The sequence below is a fragment of the Bradyrhizobium sp. WSM4874 genome (assembly GCF_055811835.1).
This window is the reverse complement of record NZ_JBVVPR010000016.1, coordinates 111,161-127,914: the sequence shown is the minus strand read 5'-3', so window position 1 is coordinate 127,914 and position 16,754 is coordinate 111,161. Positions and strand designations below refer to the sequence as shown.

Here is a 16,754-nt window from a genome sequence, read left to right as displayed (position 1 = left end):
TCACAGCGGCGCCATGGATGAATTCACGGACAGGACACAAGCAGGACACTCCCATCTGACCGTGGTCGGTGAGTTTCTCCTCGACAGGGACACCATCCGGGTATGGCGAGGTGACAAGCCCCTACGACTTTCGCTGCGGCAATTCCGTCTGTTGGAGGTTTTCATGCAGCATCCTGGCGAGCCGATTTCTCGCAGAATGCTCAAAGAGCTTGTCTGGGGTGCCGAATCGACGATCGAGGAGGCTACGGTCGATGTGGAGATCGCAAAGCTGCGGCGCGCGATCGGAGGCCGAAAAAGCGAAGGGCCGATCCGAACGGTTCGGAGTCTAGGATATTCTTTCCAGCCGCCTCAACGCCGCCGCCGTCCAACCGAGCTCGGCTCTTCCGACGTTCAGGAACGATCGTGAGCCCCGCTGCGAAGTTCAGCGTGATGATTGCAAGTGCTATTCTGGCGTTGGCCTGGACCGTCTATTCGGGTGTTCGACGACAATCCATTTCCTCGGCGCGATTTCGCGATCAGTGTGGCATGGCCGCAGGCCTGCTCGCTACCGCGATTTATGTCTCGAAGTTTTCGGGCCTGTTCTCGGATTGAAGCAGCCGCCGCTCTTCCAGTCTAGCTCACCGTCTGAAGGCCAACGCGCTCCTGAGCAGTGGGCAACACAAGCGTAATGATCCAGCAAAGGATCAGCATCGCGGCCGAACCGATCAGGCAGCCTTCGATACCATCCAGCTGATAGAGCAGACCCGAGAGCATGATCCCAAGCAGCCGGCCAACCGCATTGGCCGCATAGTAGAAGCCAACATCCTCGGCCGCCTTTTCGGATCCTGCATAAGCGAGGATGAGATAGGAGTGCAACGAGGAGTTAACCGCGAAAGGTACGCCGAACAGGGCGAGGCCAGTCACGAGCACCAGATCGGGATGCGGCAGGCCGGGAATGCGCATCAGCAAGGCGAGGGCGATCGGCACAGCGGCCAAAAGAACAGCCCAAATGCGAGCCGCCGGCACCTCGCGACTGAGGCCATCTACACTGCGGCTGACCAGCGAGGGGGCTACGGCTTGGATGCCGCCATAAACAACCGTCCAGGCGGCGAGAAAGCCGCCCACCTGCAAAAACTTCCAGCCAAACGCATAGAGAAACACCGGCAAACCAACTACGAACCAAACGTCTCGCGCGCCAAACATGAAGATGCGGGCTGCCGCCAACAAGTTCACGCCGCGCGACTTGCCGAACAGCTCGCGCATTGTCTTGGACGACTTGGCCTTGCCGAGCTGACGCGGCAGCAGCAGTAGACCCGCAATGAAGATCACGGCGATCAGTGTCGCCATCAGCCAAAGCGCCGGAGCAAACCCGATCAGATCGAGGAGCAGGCCACCGAGGAAGAAGCCGAAGCCCTTCATGGCATTCTTCGAGCCAGTGAACCAGGCGACCCATTTGAAGAGCTGACCGCTGCCTTCTGCCGAGGTGGCCTTGATCGCGGACTTAGATGCGGTCTTGGTCACGTCCTTAGCGACACCGGCAACACCCTGCGCGAGCACGACCCAGGCGACCGACAGGGCCGCGCCCCATCCGGGATTCAGCTGAGACAGCATCACCAGACCGGCAATCTGCAAGAGTTGTCCCGTTGCCAGCATGCGGGGAATGCCAAAGCGAGAGGCGAAATAGCCGCCGGCGAGATTGGCGGCGATACCGGCAGCTTCGTAGAGCAAGAACAAGAATGCCAGTGTGAACGGCGTATAACCCAAGCGGAAGAAGTGAAACAGCACCAGCATGCGCAAGGCGCCGTCCGTCAGGGTGAAGCCCCAGTAGGAGGCCGTCACGATCAGATAGTTGCGAGCCATCGAGGTCATAGTCCGCGCTCCCTGACAATATTGGCGAGATCCACCATCCGGCAGGAGTAGCCAACTTCATTGTCGTACCAGGCGTAAATCTTGAGCAGCGTGTCGTCCGTCACCATCGTGCTGCCGGCATCGACGATCGCGCTCCGCGGATCGTTGTTGAAGTCGACGGACACCAATGGCCGAGTCTCGAAACCGAGAATGCCGGCGAGCTCTCCTTCGGCAGCGGCCTTGAAAAGACCGTTGACTTCTTCGGCGGTGACTTTCCGCGCGACTTCGAAGACGCAGTCTGTCAGGCTGGCATTGAGCACGGGCGCACGCACGGCGTGACCGTTCAGCTTGCCCTTCAGTTCCGGGTAAATCAGAGCAATCGCGCTCGCGCTGCCGGTCGTTGTCGGCTGCAATGACAGCATCGCCGATCGGGCGCGACGCAGATCCTTGTGCGGCGCATCGACGACGACATTCGTGTTGGTCGGATCGTGAATCGTCGTGATCTGGCCGTGCCGTATCCCGATCGACTCGTGAATGACCTTCACCACCGGAGCAAGGCAGTTGGTCGTGCAGGAGGCCGCGGTCAGCAATTTGTGCCTAGATGGGTCGTATAGGGCGTCGTTGACACCAACCACGATGTTCAGCGCGCTGCCATCCTTGACGGGCGCCGCTACGATGACGCGCTTCACGCCGCGGTCGAAATAAGCCTGCAATTGCTCCTGCTTGAGGAATTTGCCGGTGCATTCGAGTACGACATCGCAGCCGAGATCTCCCCAGGCAACGTCGCCGGGCGAGGCTGCATCGCTAAAACCAATTGTCTTGTTCGCGATGGTGATAGCCTTGCCACTGTCAACGCCGATTGACGTGTTCCAGCGGCCGTGAACGCTGTCGAATTCCAGCAGGTGAGCGGAAGCCTCAATGCCTCCCTTGAGCTCATTGACATGCACGACGTCAAGGCGGTTGAGGCCGCGAGGGTCACTCTCCGGCCGGAAGATGCCGCCAAGGCCCGCGCGCAACGCCAGCCGCCCGATACGACCCATGCCGTTAATGCCAATTCTCATCACTTCTATCCTTTAGGGAGTCACGCGCGTCGTATCGCCGATCTCGTCGAGCCTGGCCTTGAGCGCAATGCGGTCCAGCGATGGGAAGGGAAGACTCGTGAAGATCTCAATGCGCCGCCGGATCATTGCATAGAGCTCGTTGAGCAGCGTCGTTCGCTCGGTCGCAGAACCCTTGAACTGGGCAGGATCGGGCAGGGGCCACGCCGCCGTGACGAACTGGCCGCCAAGGTCGGGGCAGAATTGTCCCTGAGGGACGTCGCAGAGCGCGATAATGAAATCCATTCGCGGTGCATCCGGCCCTTTGAACTCATTCCAGGACTTGCACCTCAGCTGCGAAATATCGTGTCCAAGGACCTTGAGCCGTTCGACCACCTCGGGCATCGGGTGGCGGGCGGGCTCGGAGCCGGCGGAATAGGCGCGAAAGCGACCTCTGCCGAGCTTCTCCAAAAGCGCTTCGGCCATGATCGAGCGTGCCGAATTCTGCGTGCAGAGAAAGAGCACATTGAAGGCTGGCATCATCGAATCGGTCGGCATGTCATCCTCATCGGGTTCGTCGGATGATGAAGCAGAATCGAAACCGCAGAGCTCGGGGCGGCCGTTGCAGCAGTCGCGCGCGAGAAACGTCATGAGGCCTTGGAAGCCTCTGACATTGGCGCGGTAGTTCATCGCCCGACCGTGCTTCTCGACGTCTACCAGACCGGCGCGCATCAGTATGCCAAGATGGGTCGACATCGTGTTGTGCGGGACACGGCAGCGCCGCGCAATTTCACCCGCCGGCAACGTATCGGGATGCGCCGTCAGAAGATGCCGGATGGCCGTGAGGCGGGTCGTCTGGGCGAGCGCTCCGAATCCATCGATGGCCTTCGTGCTCGCCACGGGTCGTTTCATGAAGCCAATTCCTCTTTCGCTTCTTATGTCCAAAGTCGTCGACATTTTTATGACGGCGGAGAACGCGGGAATACTCAGGCAATTTCGAGCAAAAGCCCGGAATTATCGATCTGTCCAGACATTCGGACATAATAGCGCGAGCGGTCATACGGTCAAGCCCGGATGCATTGCGGTCCGCTCGGTGACGTACCTTAATCAGCTGCCCGCTTCGGCACTCTGCTCGCACGGGCAAGGGGGCCTGCTTCGTACCAGCCGCGCGTTCTTTTGACGATCTTGACCACCGACAGCATGACGGGGACCTCGACCAGAACGCCGACGACGGTGGCGAGCGCGGCACCCGAATTCAGACCGAAGAGGCTGATCGCGGCCGCCACAGCAAGCTCGAAGAAGTTGCTCGCTCCGATCAGGGCGGCAGGAGCCGCCACGCACCAAGCGACGCCGAACCGACGACTCAGCCAATAGGCCAAGCCGGCATTGAAGTAGACTTGGATCAGGATCGGTACGGCCAGGATCGCAATCACGGTCGGCTGTGCCAGGATCTGTTCACCCTGGAAGGCAAACAGAAGCACGAGCGTTACGAGCAGAGCGACCAGGGAGACCGGTTGCAGGCGGCGCATCGCCGCGTTGAACACGTCGCTTCCGAGCGCCGTCAGGTAGCGTCGCCACACCTGCGAGACAATGACGGGCACAACGATATAGAGGGCAACCGATAGAAGCAGGGTTGCCCAGGGCACTGAAATGGAAGCGACGCCCAGCAACAAGCCGACCAGCGGCGCAAACAGAAAGATCATCAAGACGTCGTTGAGTGCGACCTGGCTCAGCGTGTAATGCGGCTCGCCATCGCACAGATTGGACCAGACGAAAACCATGGCCGTGCAAGGTGCGGCAGCGAGTAGGATAAGCCCCGCGATGTAGGACGGAATTTGTGTGGCCGGAAGCAGCGGCGCGAACAGATGCCCGATGAAAAAGGTTCCGAGCAGCGCCATCGAGAAAGGCTTGACGGCCCAGTTTATGAAGAGCGTCACGCCAATACCGCGCCAATGCTCCTTCACCTGACCGAGCGCTCCGAAGTCGATCTTGAGCAGCATGGGAATGATCATCAACCAGATCAATATCGCAACCGGGAGATTGACATTCGCGACTTCGGCGGCGGCAATTTGCGCAAAGAGGCCCGGCATTGCGTGCCCAAGGGCAACGCCAACGACGATGCAAAGCGCAACCCACACCGAGAGGTAACGTTCGAAAACGCTCATTTCGCAGCTCCTCGCGATGCCGCCTTTGCCTTCGCCGGCTTTGCCGATTCCAGGCTCTTCACGAGCGGCGCGCATACTTCGGGCCGGCCGCCACAGCAGTCCTGAACCAAGAACAGTACGAGATCCTGCAGCGCTTCGACGTTGGCCCGGTAGACGATGTTCCGGCTACTGCGCTCGCCAACGACGAGGCCGGCCCGGGACATGATGGAGAGATGGGCGGAAAGCGTATTCTGCGGCACGTCAACAAGACGCGCGAGCTCGCCGGCCCCGATCCCGTCCGGTTGAGCCCGCACCAACAGACGAAACGCTTCCAGGCGTGTAGCCTGTGCCAGCGCAGATAGCGCCTCAATGGCGTCGGTATTTTTCATTTATCCAGATATATCGAAATATCGCGATGGGTCAAGCGGACTGGATCCGTGGCATCTTCAAGGTCACCGAAACGCGTCGCTCGTCGCCCACGTGCGTCCAACCGTCTAGGCGACCAGCCCGTAGGCGCCGGCTGGTCGTATCGATGACTATTCATTTGCCGGCTCCATGCCCATCCGATACCTTCGTGCCAAACAAGCGACGTACTCGGAGGAGGCTGTCGCCATGGGCTTGCGTTGTGAACCGCTCGCTCAGTTCGGGGGTGGGAACCATGTGGTCAATCGGCGCGCAGTCCTGACGGGGCTGGCCGGTGCAACGCTTAGCTCGCCAATTGCTGCGAGAGCGTTTGGTGCGTCTCAGCGTCCCGTACAGATCGGACTGACACCGGTCCTCCTCACGTCGGATCTCGAGCTCCTAGCGACGTTACGCTCATACCTTGAGCGCGTCTGGGCCCGCGAGGTTGAGATCGTCACCCGCCGTACCTACCAGGAGATCACCCTTCTGCTAGTCAATGGGCAGATCGATGCGGCCTGGATTTGCGGCTATCCTTACGTTCAATTCCGCGATCAGCTCGAACTCGTAGCGGTGCCACTGTGGAACGGACGACCTCTTTATCAGTCCTACGTCATCGTCAGCGCAGACCGTTCGGTCGATTCGTTTGAACAGCTCAAGGGCGACGTCCACGCGTTTTCGGATCCGGACAGCAACTCTGGTTTTCTGGTTACGCGAGCCGTTTTGGCGGACTTGCACACCAAGCCTGAAGAATTCTTCCGGCATCACTTCTTCACCTACGGTCATCGCAACGTGGTGCGAGCTGTAGCCTCGGGGCTCGCGAATAGCGGATCGGTCGATGGCTATGTCTGGGAAGTCTTGAGCGCCGTCGAACCTGAGTTGACCAAGGGGACCCGCGTTCTGCGAAAATCAGAGTGGTTGGGGTTTCCTCCAATCGCCTGCGGAAAGAACCGGCCAAGCGATCTTCCGGTCGACACGCTCTCCGCCGCCTTCGTGGGCATGTCATCCGATCCTGAGGCGCGCCGCGCACTGGCGATGCTTCACCTCGACGGCTTTATGCGACCCCCTGCGGCCCTGTTTGACGCAATTGCCGCAAAAATGAACTACGTGCGGGGTCTCGGGTAATGTTCAGTTTTGGACGGCCGTCGAGCTGGCCGATCGTCGTCAAAGTGCCGATATTGGTGGCCTCCTTGATGATTGCGATCGGCGTTGTCTTGACAGATCAGGTGCTCAAGCGCCTGGCTGAGACCCAAGCCCGTCACTTCCAGGAACTCACCTCAGCCTATCTCGACGGCCTGTCATCCTCGGTCATTCCAACCGTCCTGCGCGGTGACGCCTGGGAAACGTTCGATAATTTGGATCGGGCGCGCTCACTTTATCATGGCTTGAAGATCGTCGGAACGGTGGTGACCGACGCCAACGGAATGGTGTTGGCGTCCTACGATCCTCGCGCGGTCCCGTCTTTCAGGCCAGCGCCGTCGTCGGTGCTTGCAGGTTTTGACCGTGCCGATCATTGGCTCGACGAGGAAGCCGAACGTGCGGGTGTGCGGCGCCTGTTGACCGATCAAGGCCGGTTGATCGGGGTGATCTATGCAAATTTCGACGTCGAAGAGCGGTTCAGGGAAAGGCGCACCGTCTTTTGGACTCTGGTCGGGACAAATCTTGCGATCACGGCCCTGGTTGCCGCGGTAGGCTTCCTGCTGGTCCGCAGGATGCTGAGGCCAGTCCAGCTGCTGACTAGGCATTTTAGGCGAGGCGTCTCCGGTGAACTGCTTCCAATTGCCGAACCGGATCTTGGTCCCGAGAACGCAGAATTCGGGCGCTTGTTTCGGCACTACAACGTGATGGTTCAGTCCTGGAACGACCGCGAGGCGATGGCAGCCCGCATAGCCGAAGAACAGCGTCTCTCAAGCCTGGGACGGCTGGCCTCGGCGATGGCGCATGAGATCAACAATCCCTTGGGTGGTCTCTTTAACGCGATCGAGACACTTAAGCGGTTTGGCTCGCAGACGATGGCGCGCGAACGTGCGTTGTCTTTGCTCGAACGAGGGCTGGCGGGTATTCGAGACGTGGTGCGATCGGCCCTGGTCACATATCGAGCCGATGCGACCCTTCGCCCTCTCAAGCCGACCGATATCGACGATTTGCGCCTTCTGATAGCGCCAGAGCTTGAACGCCGCGGTCTCGCACTGTCCTGGAAGAACAGCATTGGCGCGGAAATGCCGGTGAGCGCCAACTCGATCAGGCAGGCGGTCCTCAACCTGCTGCTCAATGCGTGTCAGGCGAGTTCTCCGGGTGATGCGATCACATTTGAAGCCGAGAAAACTGAGGCCGGGCTGGTATTCAGGGTCGCCGACCAGGGTAGCGGCTTGGATGCCGATCGAACATCGTACCTGGAGGCCCATGAGTTAGGAGCCTCGCCGCGTCCCGGTGATACCGGTCTCGGGCTATGGATCGTTCGTCGCTTGGTGTTCGAAGTCGGCGGCGCCATACGGGTCGAGCGCACCGGAGAAGAAGGCACGACAATAGCTATTACGATTCCCGATATTGCCGGGGAGGAGCGTCATGTTGCCTGAAGCCGTCTCAATTGCCGTCATCGAGGACGATCCCATCATGGGAGAATCCTTAAATCAGTATCTCGAGCTGGAAGGTTGTCGCGTGGAATGGTGGCGGACCGGGAGCGAGGCCTTGGCCGGGCTTCGACGAACCGCGCCTGACCTGGTGATTTGCGATATCCGACTTCCCGATATGTCAGGCGAGGACATTTTTCGGAAGATCGCCAGCGACGCTTCCGCACCTCCCTTCCTTTTCATGACAGCCTATGGACAGATCGACCACGCTGTCGCCCTGATCCGCGCGGGAGCCGGCGACTACGTCACGAAGCCGTTCGAGCTTGGTGACCTCATCTCGCGGGCGCGCGCGCTAATCAGCCGACGGCCGACACTTAATGACGGCGTGTTGGGCGTCTCGAGCGGAATGAAGTCCATCGAGGGTCTTTTGAGCCGTGTAGCCAGCCGCAATAGCCCCATTCTGTTCGTTGGCGAGACGGGCTCCGGCAAGGAAGTCTGCGCGCGGCATCTGCACAGCATCTCGGTATCCGCTTCGCAACCCTTTATCGCCGTGAACTGCGCCGCAATTCCTGACAGTCTTCTCGAGAGCGAGGTGTTCGGTCACGAAAAGGGGGCGTTCACTGGCGCCAATGCGCGTCACCTTGGCTACGCGGAGCGCGCTCAGACTGGAACGCTGTTTTTGGACGAGGTGGCCGAGCTGCCATTACAGCTGCAAGCGAAGCTGCTGCGATTGCTCGATGAACGTCGCTTTTATCGTTTGGGCGGCGAGGCCGTCGTTCCTTTCCGCGCCCGCGTCGTTTGCGCCACGCATCGTGACCTAACGGCAGAAGTGGCCGCCGGTCGCTTTCGCGAGGATCTCTATTACAGGATCAACGTCGTTAACATCGGCATTCCGCCTCTGCGGGATCGGCCGGAAGATATTCAGTTGCTGATGAACCGCTTCTTCGCCGAACTGGCGCCTTCCGCAGGTCCGGATCTGCGTGGCGTCAGCAGCGGTGCGGAAGCCGCTGCCCTAAATCATTCGTGGCCCGGCAACGTCCGCGAATTGCGCAATCGGTTGGATCGCGCCATCACCCTTGCCGTCGGGCCGTGGCTAATGGCGGCTGACCTGTTTCCGGAGTTGGCCAAACAAAGTGCGATCCCCGCCGCCGGTCGCTCTCTCGCTGCAGCGCGAGATGCAGCAGAGCGTCAAGAGATCGACCGGGCGCTCAAGGAGACCCGCGGCCAAATCAACGAAGCCGCGAAATTGCTCGGCGTTTCACGGACGACACTTTGGGAGCGCATGCGCCGTTTTGAAATCAATATCGTCTGAGAACCTCCCGCGTTCGGATAACTGAACGTCGCAAGTCTCGCATGTTCGAAGGCGCGGACGGTTTGATGCGCTGCAACCATATGATTCAATAGCTTAGCTCACCAACTCCTCTGGCCCGGATCTTGAAACTCAAGGTGCGTGAATCGAACAACGATTCCGTGCATCACCGGGAGGAGCTCATGAAAAAATGCGATCTGATGGTCGACGTCGGTAGACGTCGGTTTCTGAGTGGCGCGACCGTTGCCGCGGCCGGCGTCGTGGCTGCGGGCACCATGGCAACGCCCGCACAGGCCGCGCCGTCTTCTGCCCGGGTGGCTTATCCATCCAATCGCTTGGCGAACATCTCTCAGCTCAAGCCGAACGAGCCGTTTGACATAGCGTACCCGGACGGGGATGCACCCGGTGTGCTCATCAAGCTCGGAGCCCGGGTCGCCGGCGGGGTTGGTCCGGATGGCGATATCGTTGGTTTTTCGACCGTCTGCCCGCACAAGGGTTTTCCGCTCTCCTATTCCAAGAACGACAGGAGCTTGAGCTGCCCGGGCCACTATGGCCGCTACGATGTCGAGAAAGGCGGGCAGCAGATCTGGGGGCATGCGACCCAGAACCTCGCACAATACGCTCTGCGCATCGACGGCAAGGGAGACATCTACGCCGAGGGCGTCGATGAGCTTCTCTACGGCCGGCTTTCGAACGTTCTGTGAGGGAGTGATCAATGACTTATAAGCGCCAGACGGACCGCCTCCCGATCATCCCCGCTGATGCCAAGGAGCAAAACGTTACCTGCCACTACTGCATCGTTGGATGTGGCTACAAGGCTTACACGTGGCCGATCAACAAGCAGGGCGGCTACGACGCGAAATCGAACAAGTTCGGCGTGGATCTCTCCAAGCAACAGCCTGCTGAGACTGCGGCCTGGTACGCGCCGTCGATGTACAACATCGTCAAGCAGGACGGGCAGGATGTCCATCTCGTCATTAAGCCCGACGTCAACTGTGTCGTGAATTCCGGTCTCGGATCGATCCGAGGCGCACGCATGGCTGAAAACCACACCTCGCAGCAGCGCAACACGCAGTTGCAGCGGCTCACGGATCCGATGGTTTGGCGCTACGGCTCCATGCAGCCGACCAGTTGGGATGACGCGCTCGACCTGGTGGCACGCGTGACCTCCGCCGTGATAGCCGAGCAGGGTGAAGACGGTCTGTTCGTATCGATGTTCGACCACGGCGGATCGGCCGGCGGCTACGAGAATACCTGGGGTACCGGAAAGCTCTATTTCGGGGCCATGAAGATCAAGAATGTCCGCATTCACAACAGGCCCGCCTATAACTCTGAAGTCCACGCGACGCGCGACATGGGCGTCGGCGAGTTGAACAATTGCTACGAGGACGCCGAGCTGGCCGACACCATTGTCGCGATCGGCACCAATCCGTTGGAGACCCAGACCAACTACTTCCTGAACCACTGGATTCCGAATTTACGCGGCAGCACGACCGACAAGCGAAAGGCCGAATTCCCCGGCGAGCCCGTTGAACCGAGCCGGATCATTATCGTCGATCCTCGGCGAACCGCGACGATCGCGGCATGCGAAGCCGAAGCCGGCAAGGGCCGCGTGCTGCACCTCGCGCTGGAATCCGGCACCGATCTCGTGCTGTTCAATGCGCTGCTCACATACATCGTCGACAAGGGTTGGATCGATAAGGATTTCATCGCGGCGAGCACCTTGCCCGGTGGACAAGCTGCCAACCTGACTTCGCGGCCGGGCGGAACGCCGACCGATCAGCCACTCACCGATTTTGCTACAGCTCTCGCGGCGAACCGGACTTCGATCGATGAAGCCGTCAAGATCACCGGTCTTCGGGCCGAGGATATCGTCAAAGCCGCACAATGGATCGCGGAACCAAAAGCAGGTGGGAAACGCCGGCGCACGATGCTCGGTTACGAAAAGGGCATCATCTGGGGCAACGACAACTATCGCACCAACGGCGCAATCGTGAACCTGGCGCTTGCGACCGGCAATATCGGCCGGCCCGGCGGCGGCGTGGTGCGGCTTGGCGGGCACCAGGAAGGCTATTCGCGTCCATCCGATGCGCATGTCGGGCGGCCCGCGGCCTACGTTGACAAGCTGCTCATCGAAGGACGGGGCGGAATTCATCACATTTGGGCCTGCGACCACTACAAGACCACTCTGAACGCGTTCAAGTTCAAGCAAGTCTACAAGCGGCGTACGGACATGGTGAAGGATGCCATGAGCACCGTGCCGTGGGGCGACCGCAAGGCGATGGTCGACGCGATCATGGGAGCGATCCGGCAGGGCGGTTTGTTCTCGGTCGATGTCGACATCGTACCGACGCAGATCGGCCAGGCGTCGCACGTCTGGCTGCCGGCGGCGATCTCAGGCGAAATGAACCTGACGTCTATGAACGGCGAGCGCCGCATGCGGCTGACTGAACGCTATATGGACCCCCCCGGGAATGCGATTCCGGACTGTATGATTGCAGCTCGGCTCGCAAATACGATGGAACGTGTTCTGCGCGAGCAGGGCAACGCGACCTATGCGGACAAGTTCAAGAGCTTCGACTGGAAGACCGAAGAGGACGCGTTTAACGACGGCTATCACCAACATGAAAAGGGTGGTGAGCATGTCACCTACGCGCGTCTTCGCGCTATGGGCACCAACGGCTTCCAGGAGCCGGCCACGGGCTTTGTCGACAATCAGATCAAGGGCACCAAGCGGCTCTACACTGATGGCAAGTTCTCGACAAAGGACGGCAAGGCGTTCTTCATGGCGACGCCTTGGCGCGGCCTTCAGGCGGCCGGCAAGGCCGAGCAGAAGGCGAAATACAAGTTCCTGGTCAACAACGGCCGGACCAACGCGATCTGGCAAAGCGCCTTTATGGACGTACAGAACGACTTCGTCATGGACCGCATGCCCTATCCCTTCATCGAGATGAACCCGGCCGATATGAAAGAACTGGGCGTCGGCGAAGGCGATCTTGTCGAGGTCTACAACGATGCCGGATCGACCCAGGCGATGGTCCAGCCAACAGCGTCGGCAAAGCCCAAACAGACGTTCATGCTGTTTGCGTTTCCGACCGGTGTCCAGGGCAACGTCATCAATGCCGGCGTGAATGAACTGATCATTCCCAACTACAAGCAAACCTGGGCCGACATTCGCAAGATTGCCTCGGCGCCGGAGACCACCAAGAAGTTGTCGTTCAAGTCGCAACATTACAAAGCGTGAGAAACGCTGGGAGCCGGGCAGTTTCGCTGTCCGGCCCCTTACGTCTGAGCGCGTTCGCCTGCTCGATAGCTGCGAACCTTTCCGTCGCTGGGCCCGGTGTAAACTGTAGAAAATGTGGCGTTCCGTGGAGGTGGCGATGTCTGCTGTTGTGGTTCCGAAACTTGCGGCGGTTCGGTACGAGAAGAACTTTGACGTGAGCGACATTCTGCTGGAGGCGATTGCTCGCCTGCGGGAGCAGGGGAACACGATCGGTGGACTGATCCAGGAGGCCGAGTTCAAGGGAGCGGCGTCTTGCGCAACGCTCCAAATTGTCGATCTTCGCTCGGATCAAAGGGCCCGGATTACGCAAAATCGAGGCAAGGAGGCCCGCGGCTGCAAGCTTGATGAGCAGGGGTTGGTCGCTCTTTCTCATTGCATCGACGAGGCCATCGAAGACCGTGTGGGCCTCATTGTGATAAGTCGCTTTGGCCGGGCGGAGGCAGCCGGAGGCGGCTTGCTCGCTTCGTTCACCGGCGCAGTTTGTGCGGGCGTTCCGCTGCTGACGGCGGTGCGTGAACCTTATCTTGAGCGCTGGGCTGCGTTTCATGGCGGCCTGGCGGTTGACCTGGCGCCCTCGGTCGATGCGGTGCTGAGCTGGTTTTGTGCCCACTCGCATGCAGGCGCGCGGCGGAATGAATTCAAGGAGGCGGCATGCACTGCTTAGAGACCGTCCGGTCGAACTTTTAGGATAACGCTCGAGCCGCGAGGCTCGCTCAGGCGCGGAACTTGCAGGCGCTGAGCTGGGTTCGTCTCGAACCTCCGTTGCTCAAAATGATCCGGACACACCGCTAATGCAGTTGGAATCTACGCTGACCTGCCCTCAGTGCGGCCGTCAATCGGTTGAAACCATGCCGATGGACGCCTGCCAGTTCTTCTACGACTGCAAAGGTTGCGGCACTCGGCTGAAGCCGTTGGCTGGCGACTGCTGCGTGTTTTGTTCTTACGGTTCCGTGCCGTGTCCGCCGATCCAAGCAGATGGTAAAAGCGATTGCTGCAGCTAACCGTTTGCTCTTCTTACGGCACCCTGTTTTGTCGTGCCAAGGGATGCCACGCCAACGCGCGTACGATGAGCAGAATGCCGACGGCAAGAGGCAACAGCCAATAGGTGAAGTGAGGAAGGTTTTTCCAAACGGGCAACTGTTTTCCGTTGTCCACGTAAAAGGCGATTAGAAGCAAAACGTAAGATATCCCCATCCCGGTGATGTGCAGCCTCACCCAATCGTCCCAGCGATGCCGTAGCGCCGAACGCCCGAACCAAGCGCAACCAAACGATAACGCTCCGAGAATAAACAGGTGATAATTCTCGTCCCAGCGCATCAGCGACAGGCACGTCGCGGACGCGCTGAGCGCCAGCAGACACCAGAAATAAGCTGTGCCGAAGTTGGAATGGCGGCCGCGTCGCTTTGGACTCAGCATCGCGATTGCACCGATCGCAACACACGCGAGGCCTAGGGGGATATGTACCCCAAGGACCACCGTCAGAAATACCGGATCGGTCGAGGGAATTTCGATGCCCGCAACGGTAGTCGTTTCTCCACCTGTCATGGCGATCGCTCGCTCTTGCAATTGTTCATCGGCTTCGCCGGCGGGGATGGTCGCTTGACGGAGAAGGCCCCGGCGCCACACGCAAGGCAAAGCCCGCAGCAGCCGAGCAGGACGACAGCATAGCTTCCTGTCCAGTCGGCACTCGCTGCAAACGGCAGCGGCCCAAATGCGGCGCCGGCAATACCGAAGACGAACGAAGCCCCCCTGATCGCGCCAAGATGGTCGCGCCCGAAATAATGCGCGTAGCCGGCGGCGTTGATGGCTTGTTGCGAGCCATATGCACCGCCCAGGCTAAGCGCGTAGAGTGTGCTGACGGCGATTCCGCTGCCAAACGCGGGAAGAGCCGACGCCAGAGCAAGCATCAACATCGCAAGTGGAACCAGGTGCCGAGGTTCGTAGCGATCCACCAGAAATCCGGTGCCGAGCGTGGCAACAGCCTGAACGACGGCAAGAAGCGATAGCAGTAGCAGTGCGTCGCTGTGTGCGATCCCGGCCGTTTGCATGATCGAGAAGTGATTGAGCAACAGCGCGGTGCCTATGGCATTGGTCAGAAAGCCAGCCGCGCAAAGCAGCCAGAACACGCCTGTACGCAGCGCTTGACCACGCGTAAACGAAGGCTCCTCGCACGGATCCTTAGCGACAGGGGGCAACCCAGCGTCCGTGGTGAGGCCGAACTTTTCCGGCCGGTCGCGAAACAGCGCGGCAGCAACAGGCAGAATGGTAAGTCCAACAAGTGCGGCAAGGGCGAGATAGGCACCACGCCAGCCGTACAGCGAGATGAGCGCATCTATTAGCTTCGGGAAGCTCATGGAACCGGCCGCGAGGCCGAGACTGGCTGCTGCGGCGGCAATCCCGCGCCGCCGCACAAACCACAAATTGACGACTTGCTGACTGACGAGGCTCAGTCCGCCAATCGCAGCGCCACGCAACAAGGCGAAGCCGACGAGCAGCATCATTGCGGATTGAACTGCCGACATGAAAGCGCAGGCGAGGGCGAGGCCACCGGCGATAATGGTCGCTGTCACGCGCGGCCCACGTCGGTCAATCCAGCGGCCGATCACAGGTGCCGGCAGAATCCCTGCAAGCGTACCAGCGGCATAGGCCATGGAGGCCGAAGTGCGCGAGATGCCAAGATCGGCAGTGATCGGATCGAAGAAAACCGAGACGCCTGCCGTCTGGCCTGGCAGGGTCATGAACGAGCCGAAAGTGCCGGCGCCCAATATGATCCAGCCATAGTGGAGAGCCGAACTTCGGGGGCTCACCGTCCGCACGTGATCACCCCGCTCGGCGCGTCGCCGGCACCCGCAAATCGCTCTCAAATCCCTCGCAGCAATGCTCGCGCAAGAACTCGATGACCTCGTCCATACGATTGTATTGAGCGCGGCAAGTCACCGTGCGCCCGATCTTTTCCTGCGTGACGAGACCTGCGTTTACCAGTCCGCGCAGATGGAAGGCGAGCGTAGAGGCCGGTATGTCGAGATGGACTTGGATATCAGTGATGTTGAGCCCGGGCGGCCCCGCCCGAACCAGAAGCCGATAAATATCCAGCCTGGTCAAATTGCCCAGTTCGGCCAGGCACCGTGCAGCAAGCTTGCGGTTCATGATCCCTCATATCTACCGCAACGCCTGACCAGAAACAACCATAATACTAGTTTTGTCGTGTTATTTGGGATCTGGAATAGGCCGATCGGCTGAAGTGGCAGCACGCCTCATTGACGTGCGTTTCAATGGGGGATAGCGGATTGAATTTTGCTCACGTTGAGCTTTTGCGCGTGTTGACCCCTTAGCAGTTGCCTCAGTTCGTCTGGAAGCGCACAAGGAAGTAGATGAAAACGCTTGCTGCATACGTCGGCGCCGCAACCGCTGAAATCTCTGGATGCTTTGCCTTCTGGGCCTGGCTGCGCCTCGAAAAGTCGGCGTGGTGGTTGATCCCCGGCGTGGCATCGCTGGTTTTATTCGCCTGGTTTCTAACGCTGGTCGAAAGCGACGCTGCAGGACGAGCTTATGCCGCCTATGGTGGAGTTTACATTGTAGCTTCGATCGCATGGTTGTGGGCGGTCGAAGGTCTTCTCCCCGATCGATGGGACGCAATTGGCGCCGCCATCTGTTTGCTGGGAGCAACCGTCGTCATCGCCGGGCCGCGTTAGCTGCTCTTGAAGCGGCAGGAGCGCAACACTGCGACGTAGGGGTTGCGAGATCTTCCATAATCACGCAAGCGTTTGCGGGCCCTCCGGCACACTGCGTGTCACACGCATCCACAAATGACTTGAGACTCTGCTCGAGTGCGCGCAGCTCCCTGAGCTTGCGACGAACTTCGTCGAGATGTTGCGCCGCGAGGTTACGCGCGCCCGTACAATCGAGATCGGCGGACACCGACAGCGACAGCAGTTCGCGAGCCTGCTCGATAGAGAAGCCGAAGGCGCGGCATCGGCGGATAAACGTCAGCCTCCGCAAGTCGGCGTCGCCATAGACGCGATGACTGCCTCGGCGGCTCGCCTCGGGCAACAGACCGATCTCTTCGTAATAACGGATCGTCGGTACGTTGCAGCCGGTCGCAGTCGCCAACGCGCCAATTGTCATCTTGTTGTGATCAGGCATGTTTTCCTCCTTGAACCTCAAGTTACTTGAGGTGGTAGGCTT

19 protein-coding genes are annotated in these 16,754 nt (G+C 59.9%); 10 read left to right on the top strand and 9 right to left on the bottom strand.

Features of this window, described 5'->3' with window-relative positions:
* Positions 1–13: 13 nt before the first annotated feature.
* Positions 14–406, top strand: a complete 393-nt coding sequence (locus tag AC0L3P_RS18655; RefSeq protein WP_473303771.1) for a winged helix-turn-helix domain-containing protein — start codon at positions 14–16, stop codon at positions 404–406.
* Positions 403–591 carry a hypothetical protein gene (locus tag AC0L3P_RS18650; RefSeq protein ID WP_473303769.1) on the top strand — a complete coding sequence of 63 codons (189 nt, stop codon included), beginning with the start codon at positions 403–405 and terminating at the stop codon, positions 589–591. The genes AC0L3P_RS18655 and AC0L3P_RS18650 overlap by 4 nt, the downstream gene beginning before the upstream one ends.
* Positions 592–612: 21 nt before the next feature.
* On the opposite strand, the gene arsJ is transcribed toward AC0L3P_RS18650, so the two are convergent.
* From arsJ to AC0L3P_RS18625, 5 genes are all read right to left on the bottom strand, one after another.
* A complete protein-coding gene (gene arsJ / locus AC0L3P_RS18645) occupies positions 613–1,848 on the bottom strand; it encodes an organoarsenical effux MFS transporter ArsJ (protein WP_473303767.1) in 1,236 nt (411 codons plus the stop codon).
* Positions 1,845–2,888, bottom strand: coding sequence for an ArsJ-associated glyceraldehyde-3-phosphate dehydrogenase (locus AC0L3P_RS18640; protein ID WP_473303765.1), 1,044 nt, complete (start codon positions 2,886–2,888; stop codon positions 1,845–1,847). The genes arsJ and AC0L3P_RS18640 overlap by 4 nt, the downstream gene beginning before the upstream one ends.
* A gap of 12 nt (positions 2,889–2,900) precedes the next feature.
* Positions 2,901–3,776 carry an arsenate reductase/protein-tyrosine-phosphatase family protein gene (locus tag AC0L3P_RS18635; RefSeq protein ID WP_473303763.1) on the bottom strand — a complete coding sequence of 292 codons (876 nt, stop codon included), beginning with the start codon at positions 3,774–3,776 and terminating at the stop codon, positions 2,901–2,903.
* A gap of 191 nt (positions 3,777–3,967) precedes the next feature.
* Positions 3,968–5,029: an ACR3 family arsenite efflux transporter gene (gene arsB / locus AC0L3P_RS18630; RefSeq protein WP_473303760.1), complete on the bottom strand. Its 1,062-nt coding sequence runs from the start codon at positions 5,027–5,029 to the stop codon at positions 3,968–3,970.
* Positions 5,026–5,397, bottom strand: coding sequence for an ArsR/SmtB family transcription factor (locus AC0L3P_RS18625; protein WP_473303756.1), 372 nt, complete (start codon positions 5,395–5,397; stop codon positions 5,026–5,028). The genes arsB and AC0L3P_RS18625 overlap by 4 nt, the downstream gene beginning before the upstream one ends.
* Positions 5,398–5,620: 223 nt before the next feature.
* Between AC0L3P_RS18625 and AC0L3P_RS18620 the strand changes: the two genes are divergently transcribed.
* The 7 genes from AC0L3P_RS18620 to AC0L3P_RS18590 all read left to right on the top strand — a co-directional run bounded on the left by AC0L3P_RS18620 (position 5,621) and on the right by AC0L3P_RS18590 (position 13,570).
* Entirely contained in the window at positions 5,621–6,532 is a 912-nt protein-coding gene (locus tag AC0L3P_RS18620) for a substrate-binding domain-containing protein (RefSeq protein WP_473303753.1), read from the top strand.
* Positions 6,532–7,983, top strand: a complete 1,452-nt coding sequence (locus AC0L3P_RS18615) for a sensor histidine kinase (RefSeq protein WP_473303751.1) — start codon at positions 6,532–6,534, stop codon at positions 7,981–7,983. Before AC0L3P_RS18620 ends, AC0L3P_RS18615 begins: the two co-directional genes overlap by 1 nt.
* Positions 7,973–9,289: a sigma-54-dependent transcriptional regulator gene (locus AC0L3P_RS18610; protein ID WP_473303749.1), complete on the top strand. Its 1,317-nt coding sequence runs from the start codon at positions 7,973–7,975 to the stop codon at positions 9,287–9,289. The genes AC0L3P_RS18615 and AC0L3P_RS18610 overlap by 11 nt, the downstream gene beginning before the upstream one ends.
* Positions 9,290–9,468: 179 nt before the next feature.
* On the top strand, positions 9,469–9,990 hold the full coding sequence (locus AC0L3P_RS18605; RefSeq protein WP_473303841.1) for an arsenate reductase (azurin) small subunit: 522 nt from the start codon (positions 9,469–9,471) through the stop codon (positions 9,988–9,990).
* Positions 9,991–10,001: 11 nt separating this feature from the next.
* Entirely contained in the window at positions 10,002–12,530 is a 2,529-nt protein-coding gene (locus tag AC0L3P_RS18600) for an arsenate reductase (azurin) large subunit (protein ID WP_473303747.1), read from the top strand.
* Positions 12,531–12,666: 136 nt separating this feature from the next.
* A complete protein-coding gene (locus tag AC0L3P_RS18595) occupies positions 12,667–13,233 on the top strand; it encodes a DUF2478 domain-containing protein (RefSeq protein WP_473303744.1) in 567 nt (188 codons plus the stop codon).
* Between the two features lie 127 nt (positions 13,234–13,360).
* A complete protein-coding gene (locus AC0L3P_RS18590) occupies positions 13,361–13,570 on the top strand; it encodes a GDCCVxC domain-containing (seleno)protein (protein WP_473303741.1) in 210 nt (69 codons plus the stop codon).
* A 13-nt stretch (positions 13,571–13,583) separates the two neighbouring features.
* Here the strand turns inward: AC0L3P_RS18590 and AC0L3P_RS18585 are convergent, their stop codons facing one another.
* The 3 genes from AC0L3P_RS18585 to AC0L3P_RS18575 all read right to left on the bottom strand — a co-directional run bounded on the left by AC0L3P_RS18585 (position 13,584) and on the right by AC0L3P_RS18575 (position 15,716).
* Complete coding sequence (locus AC0L3P_RS18585) at positions 13,584–14,114, bottom strand: hypothetical protein (RefSeq protein ID WP_473303738.1); 531 nt, start codon at positions 14,112–14,114, stop codon at positions 13,584–13,586.
* On the bottom strand, positions 14,111–15,307 hold the full coding sequence (locus tag AC0L3P_RS18580) for an MFS transporter (protein WP_473303736.1): 1,197 nt from the start codon (positions 15,305–15,307) through the stop codon (positions 14,111–14,113). Before AC0L3P_RS18580 ends, AC0L3P_RS18585 begins: the two co-directional genes overlap by 4 nt.
* Positions 15,308–15,389: 82 nt before the next feature.
* Positions 15,390–15,716: an ArsR/SmtB family transcription factor gene (locus AC0L3P_RS18575; RefSeq protein ID WP_473303734.1), complete on the bottom strand. Its 327-nt coding sequence runs from the start codon at positions 15,714–15,716 to the stop codon at positions 15,390–15,392.
* A gap of 224 nt (positions 15,717–15,940) precedes the next feature.
* Here AC0L3P_RS18575 and AC0L3P_RS18570 point away from each other — a divergent pair, with 224 nt between their 5' ends.
* A complete protein-coding gene (locus AC0L3P_RS18570) occupies positions 15,941–16,261 on the top strand; it encodes a YnfA family protein (protein WP_473303732.1) in 321 nt (106 codons plus the stop codon).
* Here AC0L3P_RS18570 and AC0L3P_RS18565 read toward each other — a convergent pair.
* Positions 16,242–16,712: a MerR family transcriptional regulator gene (locus tag AC0L3P_RS18565; protein ID WP_473303730.1), complete on the bottom strand. Its 471-nt coding sequence runs from the start codon at positions 16,710–16,712 to the stop codon at positions 16,242–16,244. The genes AC0L3P_RS18570 and AC0L3P_RS18565 overlap by 20 nt on opposite strands.
* Positions 16,713–16,754 lie beyond the last annotated feature (42 nt).

What these genes read in the sequence shown, in the direction of transcription:
- AC0L3P_RS18625 (WP_473303756.1), bottom strand. Translation starts at nt 5,397, where the DNA reads ATGAAAAATACCGACGCCATTGAGGCGCTATCTGCGCTGGCACAGGCT.
- AC0L3P_RS18570 (WP_473303732.1), top strand. Translation starts at nt 15,941, where the DNA reads ATGAAAACGCTTGCTGCATACGTCGGCGCCGCAACCGCTGAAATCTCT.
- AC0L3P_RS18590 (WP_473303741.1), top strand. Translation starts at nt 13,361, where the DNA reads ATGCAGTTGGAATCTACGCTGACCTGCCCTCAGTGCGGCCGTCAATCG.
- AC0L3P_RS18640 (WP_473303765.1), bottom strand. Translation starts at nt 2,888, where the DNA reads ATGAGAATTGGCATTAACGGCATGGGTCGTATCGGGCGGCTGGCGTTG.
- arsJ (WP_473303767.1), bottom strand. Translation starts at nt 1,848, where the DNA reads ATGACCTCGATGGCTCGCAACTATCTGATCGTGACGGCCTCCTACTGG.
- AC0L3P_RS18615 (WP_473303751.1), top strand. Translation starts at nt 6,532, where the DNA reads ATGTTCAGTTTTGGACGGCCGTCGAGCTGGCCGATCGTCGTCAAAGTG.
- AC0L3P_RS18600 (WP_473303747.1), top strand. Translation starts at nt 10,002, where the DNA reads ATGACTTATAAGCGCCAGACGGACCGCCTCCCGATCATCCCCGCTGAT.
- AC0L3P_RS18585 (WP_473303738.1), bottom strand. Translation starts at nt 14,114, where the DNA reads ATGACAGGTGGAGAAACGACTACCGTTGCGGGCATCGAAATTCCCTCG.
- AC0L3P_RS18575 (WP_473303734.1), bottom strand. Translation starts at nt 15,716, where the DNA reads ATGAACCGCAAGCTTGCTGCACGGTGCCTGGCCGAACTGGGCAATTTG.
- AC0L3P_RS18635 (WP_473303763.1), bottom strand. Translation starts at nt 3,776, where the DNA reads ATGAAACGACCCGTGGCGAGCACGAAGGCCATCGATGGATTCGGAGCG.
- AC0L3P_RS18565 (WP_473303730.1), bottom strand. Translation starts at nt 16,712, where the DNA reads ATGCCTGATCACAACAAGATGACAATTGGCGCGTTGGCGACTGCGACC.
- arsB (WP_473303760.1), bottom strand. Translation starts at nt 5,029, where the DNA reads ATGAGCGTTTTCGAACGTTACCTCTCGGTGTGGGTTGCGCTTTGCATC.
- AC0L3P_RS18605 (WP_473303841.1), top strand. Translation starts at nt 9,469, where the DNA reads ATGAAAAAATGCGATCTGATGGTCGACGTCGGTAGACGTCGGTTTCTG.
- AC0L3P_RS18580 (WP_473303736.1), bottom strand. Translation starts at nt 15,307, where the DNA reads ATGACCCTGCCAGGCCAGACGGCAGGCGTCTCGGTTTTCTTCGATCCG.
- AC0L3P_RS18595 (WP_473303744.1), top strand. Translation starts at nt 12,667, where the DNA reads ATGTCTGCTGTTGTGGTTCCGAAACTTGCGGCGGTTCGGTACGAGAAG.
- AC0L3P_RS18620 (WP_473303753.1), top strand. Translation starts at nt 5,621, where the DNA reads ATGGGCTTGCGTTGTGAACCGCTCGCTCAGTTCGGGGGTGGGAACCAT.
- AC0L3P_RS18655 (WP_473303771.1), top strand. Translation starts at nt 14, where the DNA reads ATGGATGAATTCACGGACAGGACACAAGCAGGACACTCCCATCTGACC.
- AC0L3P_RS18610 (WP_473303749.1), top strand. Translation starts at nt 7,973, where the DNA reads ATGTTGCCTGAAGCCGTCTCAATTGCCGTCATCGAGGACGATCCCATC.